The 13,493-nt window shown below is 33.9% G+C and carries 13 protein-coding genes; 4 read left to right on the plus strand and 9 right to left on the minus strand.

What is annotated here, in order from left to right; genetic code table 11:
- Positions 1–189: 189 nt before the first annotated feature.
- Positions 190–1,242, plus strand: coding sequence for a M24 family metallopeptidase (locus tag BJS11_RS00895; protein WP_069995108.1), 1,053 nt, complete (start codon positions 190–192; stop codon positions 1,240–1,242).
- Positions 1,239–1,868: a copper homeostasis protein CutC gene (locus BJS11_RS00900; RefSeq protein ID WP_069995107.1), complete on the plus strand. Its 630-nt coding sequence runs from the start codon at positions 1,239–1,241 to the stop codon at positions 1,866–1,868. The genes BJS11_RS00895 and BJS11_RS00900 overlap by 4 nt, the downstream gene beginning before the upstream one ends.
- 64 nt (positions 1,869–1,932) lie before the next feature.
- On the opposite strand, the gene ald is transcribed toward BJS11_RS00900, so the two are convergent.
- A complete protein-coding gene (ald, locus tag BJS11_RS00905; protein ID WP_069995106.1) occupies positions 1,933–3,048 on the minus strand; it encodes an alanine dehydrogenase in 1,116 nt (371 codons plus the stop codon).
- A 143-nt stretch (positions 3,049–3,191) separates the two neighbouring features.
- Here ald and BJS11_RS00910 point away from each other — a divergent pair, with 143 nt between their 5' ends.
- Together BJS11_RS00910 and BJS11_RS00915 are read left to right on the plus strand one after the other, a co-directional pair.
- Positions 3,192–3,692, plus strand: coding sequence for a universal stress protein (locus BJS11_RS00910; RefSeq protein ID WP_069995105.1), 501 nt, complete (start codon positions 3,192–3,194; stop codon positions 3,690–3,692).
- A 216-nt stretch (positions 3,693–3,908) separates the two neighbouring features.
- The gene (locus BJS11_RS00915; protein WP_069995104.1) at positions 3,909–5,114 is read left to right on the plus strand and encodes an esterase-like activity of phytase family protein; all 1,206 of its coding nucleotides are present in this window, start codon (positions 3,909–3,911) and stop codon (positions 5,112–5,114) included.
- A 111-nt stretch (positions 5,115–5,225) separates the two neighbouring features.
- Here BJS11_RS00915 and BJS11_RS00920 read toward each other — a convergent pair whose 3' ends face one another.
- The 8 genes from BJS11_RS00920 to BJS11_RS00955 all read right to left on the minus strand — a co-directional run bounded on the left by BJS11_RS00920 (position 5,226) and on the right by BJS11_RS00955 (position 13,301).
- A complete protein-coding gene (locus BJS11_RS00920) occupies positions 5,226–6,425 on the minus strand; it encodes an acetate kinase (protein WP_069995103.1) in 1,200 nt (399 codons plus the stop codon).
- Between the two features lie 86 nt (positions 6,426–6,511).
- The gene (locus BJS11_RS00925) at positions 6,512–7,459 is read right to left on the minus strand and encodes a class I SAM-dependent methyltransferase (RefSeq protein WP_069995102.1); all 948 of its coding nucleotides are present in this window, start codon (positions 7,457–7,459) and stop codon (positions 6,512–6,514) included.
- A gap of 169 nt (positions 7,460–7,628) precedes the next feature.
- A complete protein-coding gene (tpx, locus tag BJS11_RS00930; RefSeq protein ID WP_069995101.1) occupies positions 7,629–8,123 on the minus strand; it encodes a thiol peroxidase in 495 nt (164 codons plus the stop codon).
- A 92-nt stretch (positions 8,124–8,215) separates the two neighbouring features.
- On the minus strand, positions 8,216–8,764 hold the full coding sequence (locus BJS11_RS00935; protein WP_069995100.1) for an RDD family protein: 549 nt from the start codon (positions 8,762–8,764) through the stop codon (positions 8,216–8,218).
- Between the two features lie 8 nt (positions 8,765–8,772).
- Positions 8,773–9,765: a signal peptide peptidase SppA gene (gene sppA, locus BJS11_RS00940; RefSeq protein ID WP_069995099.1), complete on the minus strand. Its 993-nt coding sequence runs from the start codon at positions 9,763–9,765 to the stop codon at positions 8,773–8,775.
- Between the two features lie 162 nt (positions 9,766–9,927).
- The gene (locus tag BJS11_RS00945) at positions 9,928–10,707 is read right to left on the minus strand and encodes a sulfite exporter TauE/SafE family protein (protein WP_069995098.1); all 780 of its coding nucleotides are present in this window, start codon (positions 10,705–10,707) and stop codon (positions 9,928–9,930) included.
- A 237-nt stretch (positions 10,708–10,944) separates the two neighbouring features.
- Positions 10,945–12,168, minus strand: coding sequence for a tRNA uracil 4-sulfurtransferase ThiI (gene thiI, locus BJS11_RS00950; RefSeq protein WP_069995097.1), 1,224 nt, complete (start codon positions 12,166–12,168; stop codon positions 10,945–10,947).
- Positions 12,165–13,301, minus strand: a complete 1,137-nt coding sequence (locus tag BJS11_RS00955) for a cysteine desulfurase family protein (RefSeq protein WP_069995096.1) — start codon at positions 13,299–13,301, stop codon at positions 12,165–12,167. The genes thiI and BJS11_RS00955 overlap by 4 nt, the downstream gene beginning before the upstream one ends.
- Positions 13,302–13,493: the final 192 nt, after the last annotated feature.

Genomic DNA, 13,493 nt, shown 5'->3' on the forward strand with positions numbered 1-13,493 from the left:
AAACGATTTACTTTACTTATACCACAAATAAGCAATGCTATAACACTTTTCTTCAATTGAATTAATGAATAAGTGCTTATCACCAAAATTAATTTCATCAAATACCTTTATTATAATATTTAACTTTTGAATTATTCTATGAAGTAACATAAAATTAGTTTAATGAATCACTTAGGAGGATGAACGATAATGAAAATAGAACAAATTACAAACGAAATTCAATCACAACAGGCAGACGGCGCTTGGATTACTACACCACTTAATATTTTTTATTTTACAGGTTATTTAAGTGATCCTCACGAGCGTTTATTAGCGCTTTTAATTAAAGAAAATGGTGACCAAGTTTTATTTTGTCCTCAATTAGAAGTTGAAGAAGTAAAAGCTTCCCCTTTCCCCGGTGAAGTAATTGGATATTTAGATACTGAAAATGCGCTTGCTAAATATCCAATGAATATTAATAAGTTATTAGTAGAGGCAGCACATTTAACACTTTCTCGACAACGTGAACTTATCGAAGCATTTAACGTGCAAACATTTGGTGATATCGATCAAACAATCAAAGATTTAAGAAATGTGAAAGATGCAAGTGAAATTGAAAAAATCAAGAAAGCATGTGCGCTTGCAGATAAGTGTATAGAATTGGGCGTATCATTTTTAAAAGAAGGCGTAACAGAACGGGAAGTGGTAAACCACATTGAATATGAAATTAAAGCCTATGGTGTAAATGAAATGAGTTTTGATACGATGGTACTATTTGGAGATCATGCTGCTTCACCACACGGTACTCCAGGTGACCGCCAATTGCAAAAAGATGAATTTGTACTCTTTGATTTAGGTGTCATTTATGAAAATTATTGTAGCGATATGACAAGAACTGTTAAATTCGGCACGCCACATGCTCAAGCTCAAGAAATATATGATGTTGTGCTAAAAGCAGAACAAGCAGCGATTGCAGCGATTAAACCTGGCGTAACAATTAAAGACGTCGATGATATTGCACGTAATATTATTGCTGAAGCTGGTTATGGCGATTATTTCCCTCACCGACTTGGTCATGGTTTAGGACTAGAAGAACATGAATATCAAGATGTTTCTAGTTCAAATACCAACCAATTTGTCCCAGGCATGGTTGTAACTGTTGAGCCTGGCATTTATGTACCAGGTGTTGCTGGAGTTAGAATCGAAGATGATATCTTAGTCACAGAACATGGAAATGAAAGTTTAACAGGTTATGAAAAATGATAAAAGAAGCGGTCGTTGAAACAATTGATCAAGTAGAACTGGCTATACAGAATGGTGCAGATCGTATTGAACTGTGCGACAATCTTACAGTTGGTGGCACAACACCAAGCTATGGCATGGTGGAAATTGCAACTGAAATTTGTAAAGCACATGATGTTGAAATCGCTGTAATGATTAGACCTCGTGGCGGTGACTTCGTCTATAATTTATATGATTTTGAAATTATGCAACGTGACATTAAAGCATTGCAAAATTTAGACGTTGATTATTTTGTATTCGGATGTTTAACAGAAGATTCTATTTTAAACAAGTGGCAAATGCAAACATTAAAGCAATTAGCAGAACCTACTAACGTGGTATGTCATATGGCATTTGACCAAATACACAAAGAAGGACAAGTAAAAGCATTACATCAGCTTATAGAATTAGGCTTTACTCGTCTACTGACTCATGGTGGCCCAAGTGTCACCAATATATTTGATAATTTAAATCAGTTAGGTAAATTAGTTGTTAACTCTGGTGGACATATCGAAATTATGCCTGGTGGTGGCTTAAATAAAGATAATTTGCAACAATTACTTGACGCTTTTCCATTCCAAGAAGTACATGGTACTAAAATTGTATAAATAAAAAACTGGTAGTGTCCCCTTTAATTATATGAAATAAGGGACCTACCAGTTTTTTATATTTTTATTTTAATGCATTTTCAATATCTGAATATGGTAATTTCAATGCTTCTGAAACACCTTTGTTTGTCAATTCACCATTGATTGTATTTAAACCTAATGCTAATGCCGGGTTATCTTTTAATGCATTTATATAACCTTTATTTGCAAGTTGTAAAGCATAAGGTAATGTTGCATTGTTTAGTGCAATCGTTGATGTACGAGGCACTGCACCAGGCATGTTCGCTACTGCATAATGTACAACACCATGTTTTTTGTATGTTGGATCATCGTGAGTTGAGATACGATCAGTCGTTTCAAAAATACCACCTTGGTCGATTGCAATGTCAACGATTACAGCACCGTCTCTCATTTCCTTCACCATATCTTCAGTAACTAGATTTGGCGCTTTAGCACCTGGAATTAATACAGCACCAATAACTAAGTCACTATCTTTCACACATTGTGCAATGTTTAACGGATTAGACATAATCGTGTGTACACGACCATCGAATAAATCTTCTAATTCTTGTAAACGTTTTGGATTAACATCTAAAATTGTAACGTCTGCACCTAAGCCAAGTGCAATTTTCGCAGCATTTGTACCTGCTTGACCGCCACCAATAATAGACACACGTCCTTTTGAAACGCCCGGTACGCCACCAAGAAGAATACCCATACCACCTTTATATTTCTGTAAGAATTCTGCACCGATTTGTGAAGACATACGTCCAGCAACTTCACTCATTGGCGTTAATAATGGTAACGAACGGTCAGGTAGTTGTACTGTTTCATACGCAATACCTACAACTTTATTATCTAATAATGCTTGTGTTAATTTAGCTTCATTTGCTAAATGTAGATAAGTAAATAGGATTAAGCCCTCTTTGAAATATTGGAACTCTTCTTCTAATGGTTCTTTAACTTTCATAACCATATCAACATTCCACACTTCAGCTTGCTCATTCACAATGCGTGCACCAGCCTCAGTGTAATCTACATCTTCAAAATAAGAACCTAAACCTGCAGACTTTTCAACAACAACTGTATGTCCTTGCTCTACTAATGCGTGAACACCACTTGGTGATAAACTCACTCTATTTTCATTATTCTTAATCTCTTTTGGGATACCTATAATCATTTACATCCACCTCCAAAACTATAGTAACGCGTATTTTATGAAAGCGCAATCAAAGTTTCGGGTAGTTTTACAACATCTTAATTATGTTAATATTCTGTAAACGGTGGTATAATATAAGTAAGAAAAATAAGGAGGTAATTACGATGCTAACTTATAAAAATATTTTAATAGCAGTCGATGGATCACATGAAGCTGAATGGGCTTTCAACAAAGCTGTGGATGTGGCAAAACGTAATGATGCAAAACTGACAGTGGTAAATGTAATCGATTCTAGAACATACTCTTCTTATGAAGTGTATGATGCACAATTCACTGAGAAATCCAAAAATTTCTCTGAAGATTTATTAAAAGGCTACAAAGAAGTTGCTACTAACGCTGGCGTTACAAATGTTGAAACACGATTAGAGTTTGGCTCACCAAAGGCCATTATTCCGAAAAAACTCGCAACAGATGTTAATGCTGATTTAATCATGTGTGGTACTTCAGGTTTAAATGCCGTTGAAAGATTTATCGTTGGATCTGTGTCAGAAGCTATTGTACGTCATTCACCTTGTGATGTATTAGTCGTTCGTACTGAAGAACTTCCTGAAGATTTCCAACCTCAAGTTGCTACAGACGAATTTAGATCTCAGTATCAAGCTTAATCTCACTTATTAAAAAACGTAAGTAATTATTTATGAATGTATGTTATAAATTAGGCATTAAGTTCACTTATTGTGAATTTAATGCCTTTTTGTTTTACACTTTCCAAACAAAATACGTCCTTTTATATTTACAATATAGTCATCGAATCTTTAATTTAATTTCATACCTATACGCTATAATGACTTTAAGGTATTTTTCAAAGGAGTTCTCTAACTATGAATATTTTTAATAAAAAGCTTACTATTGGTTTATTAGCAATAACTGTACTAAATCAAGTAATTGGTGCACAATCAGCACTAGCAAGTGGTTCTGGTTCCGCACCTACATCATCAGCACCTGCTACACAATCTGAAACCCACTCAGTAAAAGACTTAAAATATATCGATAGTCAAACCATTCCATATAATACACAATTTAAAAAAACTAAAGTTGGTGGTATTTCTGGTATTACTTATAATCCTAACAATAACAAATGGCTCTTATTAAGCGATGATCGATCAGAGCAAAATGATTCACGTTTTTATGAAGCACAACTTACTTATAATCATAAACAATTTAAACATTTAAAGTTAAAAAAGGTACATACTTTAAAGCAAGCCAATGGTGAACCTTACACTGATAAAAAACATTTTAAAAAGAATAGCAATGATATTGTTGCCGATCCAGAATCAATTCGTTTCGATCCACTCTATAACCAAATCTTATACACTAGTGAAGGTGATCGTACTTTAGGACTTAACCCATTCATACGCTTTGCCACAACTAAAGGAGACTTCATCTCAGATATCCCAATTAATCCAATAAAAAAAATGGATAAACAGAATAAGCAAGGCTTTAGAAATAACTTAGCATTAGAAGGCAGTACTTTTTCTACAGATGGTCAATCATTATGGACATCCATGGAAGCACCATTACTGCAAGATGGCGCTGAACCAACACCAACATCCGGAGGTCAATCACGTATTACTCAATATGATAGAGCAGATAACTTATTAACTGAATTTGCTTACCCATTAGATGCCATTCCAAAAGCGCCTGGTAAAGGTAAACATGCTGAAAATGGCGTTTCTGAAATACTAGCAATCAGTGATCATGAATTCTTAACTTTTGAGCGTGCCAGTGTACAAGCTGCTGACGACTCTTTTAAAAATTATGTGCGTATATATAAAATCAATACACAAAATGCCACTGATATTAAAAATTTAAAATCAATCAAAAATAGCAATATAAATCCTGTCAAAAAACAATTAATTGCAAACTTAAATAGCAAAGATATACCACATATCGACAATATTGAAGGTATGAGTTTTGGTAAAAAATTACCAAACGGTCATGACAGTCTAGTTATAGCATCAGATGATAACTTCAACAAAGCACAAAAATCACAATTTTTAGCATTTGAGGTTATTCCAGAATCATAAGCAAATCTTAATATCATAAATTTAAAAGCGAGCTAATCCGTTATCTATGGATTAACTCGCTTTTTTTAAATATAGCTAATAAATTTTAAAATTTATAAGTGAAGCAAAGTATTATTTAACATCTCCGAATTCAATAACATCACGTGCAATCATTACTTCTTCGTTTGTTGGAATAACAATTACTTTAACTGGTGAATGTGGGTAATTGATGAAGCCCTCTTCACCATGAATGCTTTCATTTTTCTTAGCATCCCAATAAACACCCATGAATTCTAAACCTTCTAATACTTTAGCTCTCACAGCATCAGAATTTTCACCAACACCAGCAGTGAAGACGATAACATCTACGCCATGCATACGTGTTGCATAAGAACCAATATATTTGTGAATACGTGAAGCAAATACATCAAGTGCTAGTTGCGCTCTTTCTTTACCTGATTCTGCTTCTTCTTGGATATCACGTAAATCACTTGAAGTCCCAGAAATCCCTAATAATCCTGATTCTTTATTCAACGTGTTCAATACTTCCTCAGCATTTTTACCTGTTTTTTCCATGATAAATGGAATTAAGGCTGGGTCAATATTACCAGAACGTGTTCCCATTGTTACACCGGCTAATGGAGTGAAGCCCATTGAAGTATCAACAGATTCTCCACCATCAATCGCAGCAATAGATGCACCGTTACCAATGTGACATGAAATAATTCTTAACTCTTCAATTGGTTTACCAAGAATATCAGCCGCACGTTGAGACACGTACTTATGGCTTGTACCATGGAAACCATATTTACGAATACCGTACTCTTTATAATATTGGTAAGGTAAGCTGTATAGATATGCTTGTTCAGGCATTGTTTGATGGAACGATGTATCAAATACTGCTACGTGTGGTATTTCTGGTAATAATTTGCGGAATGCGCGAATCCCCATTAAGTTAGCTGGGTTGTGCAATGGTGCTAACTCACTTAATGATTCGATTTGTTTTTCAACTTCATCAGTTATAAATGCTGATTTAGGGAATAATTCTCCACCGTGAACAACACGGTGTCCAGTACCATCAATATCATAAATACTGTCGATAATACCATGTTTTTTAAAGCTTTCTAACATAATATTAACTGCTTCTTCGTGATCTTGAATATCATTCGTCTCTTTAATTTTTTCCCCGTTAACTTCAATAGTGAAAACAGAATCTTTTAATCCAATACGTTCGATAAGTCCCTTTGTTACAATTTTTTCTTCCGGCATTTCAATAAGTTGAAATTTCAAAGATGAACTACCAGCGTTTATAGCCAAAATCAATTTTGACATGAGCATAATGCCTCCATTTTCAAATAAGTTTTAATATCCAATACTATTTAATCATTAATACAGCATGAATTCAAGGATATTACAGTTTAATTTTCAGGATGATTTTCTTCCATCCACACATTCAAATCTTGTAAAAATGCTTGGAATTGTTGAGGATTTTTAAAGTCTGGTATATTTGCCAACAATACTTCAACAGATTTGGTTACATTCGTTTCTTTTTTCTGCAATACTAAGATGGATTTACGCGCTTTTTCATTTTTAAATAATGTTGATGGTAAATTTAAAAATGCTTGCATTTCAGTTTCTGTAGCAATGAAATTTTGTAACTGTTTCACATTATTACCTTCAAATATATTACTTGGAACTACTAAAAATGCAAAACCAGAAGGACGCATTGCTGTAATCGCTTGTTCTATCAATAGGAAATGCGAATAGCTATGTCCTTCTTCAAAGCCTAGCGCCATTTCTTTGCTTCTATCATCCACTGGATAATATCCAATTGGTAAATCCCCAATAACTACATCAGCATCTTCAAAAGGCAATGGCATAATAGCATCTTGAGGATATACATCAAAAGGAATTTCTAAAAAGTTTGCTAAATGTACACTGATTCTTGACAATACAGGGTCAACTTCTACCAAATGATGCATTAATGTATGATTGGCAAGTACTTCGTGTACAGAGGCACTTAAATGCCCTGCACCACTCGCAATATCAGCAACGTGCATAGATTCATTATTTTTCAAGAAACGTTCTGCTAAAAATCCTAGAATTAAACCAATTGAATCAGGTGTGATTTGATGATTTGCTTGAATGTCTTCTTTTTGCATTAAGCTAAGGTATGCAAACTGGAATGCTTTTCTTCTATCTTGTAACGTTGCACGTTCCAATAAATCTCGCTTACTTGTGTAGATATATTCCATAGCTAATCCTAAATTTTCTATAAAACTTTGTCCGTTGTCATCGTTTAAAGTCTTTGCTTTTTCATCTAATGTCTTAAACAACTGTTCCATTACTGTTTCTTCTTGTGTCATCTAAAAGTCCTTTCTAAAAAAACTGCCCATAATTTGATTGAAACTAAGCCAGTCTATACTAACTCATTTTACCAAATAATTATGGACAGTAATGTTTATAATGTCAATCATACTGTTCACTGATGTGACAATATCTTCAACTTATAAAAATTATATATATAAAACGTAATTAAATACTGCGATATGCTTCTAAAGCAGACTCAAAATCAGGGAAATCTGTACCTTCTGACACAATTTCTGTATATACTACTTTGTTATTTTTATCTAATACAAACACTGAACGTGCTAATAAACGTAAACCTTCCATTACAACACCATAATTTTTACCAAAAGATAAATCTCTATGGTCACTTAAAGTAATGACATTTTCTAAACCGTTTGAAGCACACCATCTTTTTTGAGCAAATGGTAAATCAACTGAAACTGTTAAGACAACACCTTCTTCTTGAGATGCCTCCTCGTTGAATTGACGTGTTTGTTGATCACAAACACCCGTATCAATAGATGGTACAACACTAATCAATTTCTTTTGACCATCATAAGTTGATAAATTCACTTCAGTTAAATTGTTGTCTAACAATGTAAAATCAGGCGCTATTTCTCCTTCTTTTACTTGTGAACCTAATAATGTAACTGGATCTTGTTTAAATGTAATTTGCGCCATATGAACGCCTCCTAAATTATTAGTGCTTTCTATTATAATTATAACGCTTTGCCCATTTGAAAGATAGCATACAATTTGAAAATAGTGTTAATCTACTTTAAATAAAACAATTTGCTAAACTTATTTTTGATAACAACTGTGTCCGCAAAATAATCATGAATGCCTCTATGTTTATTTGTAAAGATGACGACCAAATAAGGCAAACTACCTAGCACACCATTGATTATTCGACCTATCCATTCTCTAAATAAGACATCTAACCATGTAAGTTGTTGTCTATCTAGTCTCTCTACTCTGATATTACAAATCATTTTGCCTAGCGTTTGTTTATAATACTTCGTTAAAAGTACAAAATATAAATAAAACAATAGTGCTCCTAGTATGTGATCTACACTAAAATAATCAATCCACAGCTTAGCGGAATCTATATTTGTAAAGTGATAAATCGGTTTTAAAATAATACTATGCACACCAAAAACGATGAGACAATCAATGATAAATGCGCAGAATCTTATCCCGAAACCAGCATAAAGTGCTTTTTGCATTTGCTTTTGATATAGTGCATCTTTTTCTGATTCGAGCGTCTGTGTGTCTGCTTGATTTTGTGTTGATTGTGAATTGTCATTTTCTATATTTTTCATATTATCACCTAACCTTCGTAAAGATACATCGGCTCAGCTTTAGAATCGTTTTTAAAGATTGATTTCACATCTTTCAGTTCATTTGTAAACTGTGAAATATTTGATTTAGCACTATATACCGATGAGAACCAACCGCCATCTTCACTATATTCAAATACTTCTGCATCTTTAGCATTCATATCTTTCTTCATAGCTTTTAATGTGCGATCTTCATAACCAATTTCATCAATTAAGCCATTACTTTTCGCTTGTTGTGCACTGTAAATACGACCATCTGCCAATTTTCTTACTTTACTCTCTGACATATGTCTACCATCTTTAACAATGTTCACAAAACGATCAAAGCTGTCATCTAGTACTGATTGTAAAATTTCTTTTTCTTCACCCGTCATTTCTCTAGAACTACTTAATATATCTTTATGTTTGCCAGATTTTATAACGTTCTGTTTGATTCCTAGATTTTTTTGAAGTCCTGAATAATCAATACTAGACATAATCACACCAATTGATCCTGTCATTGATTGTGGACCTGCATAGATCTTATCTGCAGGTGCCGAAATATAATAACCACCTGAAGCTGCCATGCTACCCATATGTACATAAACTTTTTTACCTTTTTTCTTGATTTGTTTTATCTTTTGGTATATTTCATCACTTGGATACGTGCCGCCACCTGGTGTGTTCACAGTTAGTAACATACCTTTAACTGAATCATCATTCTTAACTTTATCCAATTGTTTTAGAAAAGCTGTATGATTATAACCTTCTCCACCAAACATGCCACCACCCGTACCTTCTGCAATTTCACCATTTAAAGTTAAATGTGCAATACGTTTACTTGAATCCCCTTCTTTTTCAACCTCTTCAGTAAAAGGATCCATGTCCGTCGTCGTTGACTCATTAAAAATTGACGAAACAACTGCGGATATTGAACTCATAATAATACCACCAAGTACGATTACAACCGCAAGAACTATGGCGATAATACGCTTTTTCGACATATACAGTCACTCCCATTTGTTTTTTATTGACTCCTACTTCATTAAAACACAATTAATTCATATGTGTATACCATATTTATTATAATAGTTTTAAAAAACAGACATATGAATAAATCGATTTCATATGCCTGTTCCTCTTAATATTCAATTTTCATTATATATTTAGTTTTGCAGTAATTGCATTACATAATCATACGTATTTTTTAATATGAGTATAGCTGTCACAATAATAAACAAGGTTTTAACATATCCAACACCTTTTTTAATCGCAAACATTGCACCTATGTATGAACCACAAACCATACTGGCTGCCATAATCAAGCCATAAAAATAATCAACCTGACCTAAGCACATAAACAAAAGCAATGCGCCTAAATTAGAGGCAAAGTTTAATACTTTAGCATTACCTGCAGCGCCTAAGAAATCAAATCCAAACATTAACAAAATGAATAACATAAACGAACCTGTTCCACCGCCTAAAAACCCATCATAGAAGCCTATCAAACTCATTAAGACAGCAAATAGAATTGCTTTTCCTAGCGTGAGTTTGGTGAAAGTTCGTACATTACCCCAGTCTTTTTTCATAATTGTATAAATCATCACTAATGTTAAAATTACGATAACAATTGGTTTTAGCAGTTCGGAAGGTAAAAAGGTGGCTAAACTTGCGCCACCGATTGATAGTAAAAATACAAATGGAAATAGTTTTCCAACAATTTTCAAATCAACATTACCCGATCTTAGAAAACGTAATGCACTTGTTAATGAGCCAAATGCACTTGCTAATTTATTCGTCCCTAATGCTATTGAGGGCGGCATACCAACTGCAAGTAAAGCTGGAATTGAAATTAATCCGCCGCCACCTACAACTGCATCTATAAAAGCTGCTAAAAAACCAAGTAACACAATAATGATTACAATTGATATATCCCATTCCAGCATATTAAAGTCCCCTTTTTCATTTCTTGTTGTACACACAGTTTCATAGTTGCTACTCCTAGAGCACTTTATCTAATACAACTGCTTATTGCTTAGAATTGCATTAATAATACAGTAATAGAAGTTATGTCCTTAATTCTGTTTGACTTTATTGCTTGTTTTGTCTACATCATTTATTTAAAAAAGATTGCATAATGAATTGTTTTACGAATTCATTGTCATCACTACTTCCTTATTACATTAAAATAAATCGTCTGCTAATGCTTGTGTCGTTGTATCTTTTTCACTTTGATAATCATTAGTAATAACAATTGTTTCTATTTGGTCTACTGCTTGTTGAACAAGTGGTTCGAAATCATATCCAACTTCGTATTTTTCAACTTTTTCAATATCTGGCTCTGTTATAGGATTTTTCGGCGTAAATATAGTACAACAATCTTCATATGGTTGAATCGAAACATCAAATGTACCAATTGCTTTCGCTTTTTTCACTATATCTTCTTTATCCAACGTTAATAATGGGCGTAACACTGGTGTAGAAGTCACATGATTGATTGCATACATACTTTTCAATGTTTGACTGGCAACTTGTCCTAAATTCTCACCGTTAACAATTGCATGTGCGCCTATTTGATGTACGAGTTTATCTGCAACGCGCATCATCATACGACGTGTTGACGTCATGGTATAACGCTCATGTACTACTTTATTAACTTGTTTTTGTAAATCTGTAAAAGGCACGATATGCAATGTGATTGGTCCTACATGTGCTGATAAAATTCGTGTTAGTTCGATGACTTTTTCTTTCGCTTTTTCACTTGTGAATGGTGGACTATGAAAATGAATAGCTTCTACTGTTACACCTCTACGCATCACTTCCATACCTGCAACAGGAGAATCAATGCCCCCGGATAACATAAGTAATGTCTTCCCACCTGTTCCTACAGGTAAACCACCTGCACCTGGAAGCACTTTATCATACATATATATTGCATCTAAACGCACTTCTACCTTGATATTGTGGTCAGGCTTGTGAACATCCACTGTAAGGCGATCCGTTGCATTTAGCACTGCACCACCTATGGTTCTTTGTAGTTCATATGTGTCATATGGAAATTGCTTATCTGAACGCTTGACATCAATTTTAAATGTATCATTTTGTGCATAACCTTCAACAAATCTTACTGCAAGTGCATTTGCCGCTTCAACCGTCTTTTCAATTTTTAGCACTGGGCTGATTGAATATATGCCAAATACTTTTTGAAGTCTACTACACATCTCTTCGATGTCTGCACCTTCTGCTAATTCAATATACATTCTGTCGCGATTGGCCTTCACTGTATAACCTTGTAATGGCATCAAAGCACGTTTGACATTAGAACGCAATTTATTCACAAATATTTTACGGTTTGCGCCCTTTAAAGTTAATTCACCATATCGCACTAATATGTGATCATATATCATTTCAATAACTCCTTCACTTCTTCGTAAACTAATTTAAATTTATCTTTAAATGTTGCGATTTCATCTGGCGTCGTATAGCTCCCCATAGAAATCCTGATACTGCCTTCTATTTGTTGTTTTGGAATATCCATAGCCAATAATACTTCGTTGAGGCTTGCTTTTTTAGACGAACAAGCACTAGTCGTTGAAAGCATGACACCTTCTTTAGAAAATGCATTAACAAGTACTTCACCTTTCACGCCAGGTAGTCCAATGTTCAAAATGTGTGGCGCTGATCCTTCAGGCGAATTGATTTTGACACCATTAAAGTCAGCAAAAAATTGTTTCAAATCTTCAGTCATTGCACTGAGCTTATCATTTAACTCAAAAGTATGGTTAACGGCAGATTTCAGCGCTTTAATAATTGCAATGTCGATAGGCAAGTTAACAGTTCCACTTCTCACACCAAATTCTTGACCACCACCATGAATAATGGGTTCAATTTGATGTATATTTCGAACCAAAAGTACACCCTGGCCTTTTAAACCATGGAATTTATGTCCACTCAAGCTCAATGTATCTACGCCTTTAAATGTCAGTGGTATTTTACCAATAGCCTGCACAGCGTCAACATGTAAATGTGCTTTGGGATACTGATGTACAATCTCTGCGACTGCTTCAATTGGTTGTATTTGGCCCATAATATTATTCACATGCATACAAGTTACCAAACCAACTCGATCTGTCATCAATTCCTGTAAATGTTCTAAATCTATTTTCCCATCATTTGTTACATTGACATATTTTATAATAAAGCCATCACTTTCCAATGACCTTACCACTTCCAATACAGAAGGATGTTCCAATACGGATGTAATAATTTCATTTGCAAAATTCTTTTTCTTATACGCAATGCCTTTAAGTGCAATGTTATTAGATTCAGTTGCACCACTCGTATAGATAATATCAAATGATTGACCTAATTTAAATAAGTCTTTAATTTGTTCTTTGGATTGTTGTAACAATTGATCTGCTTGCAAACCAGCTTGATGTGGACTATTCGGATTAAAATAAAGCGATTGGTTTACTTTAATGTATGTATCTAGCACATCTTGATTAGGCATGGTCGTCGCAGCATTATCAAAATATATCAAACTGTTCCCTCCGTTCCTTTTTAATTGTTATAGTATAATTTTTATATTTTATCATTCATTTCATTAACAGCTATCATTTATATTCTATTTTAAGTTCATTTTAAAATGCTATACTGTTAGCATTATACGCGCTTTTAATAAAAAGAAAAGACACCACGCTAGAAAAATTTGAACGCAATTACTTGTATCTCT

This window comes from Staphylococcus caeli, from assembly GCF_900097965.1.
In the GTDB taxonomy this organism is placed as follows: Bacteria; Bacillota; Bacilli; order Staphylococcales; family Staphylococcaceae; genus Staphylococcus; species Staphylococcus caeli.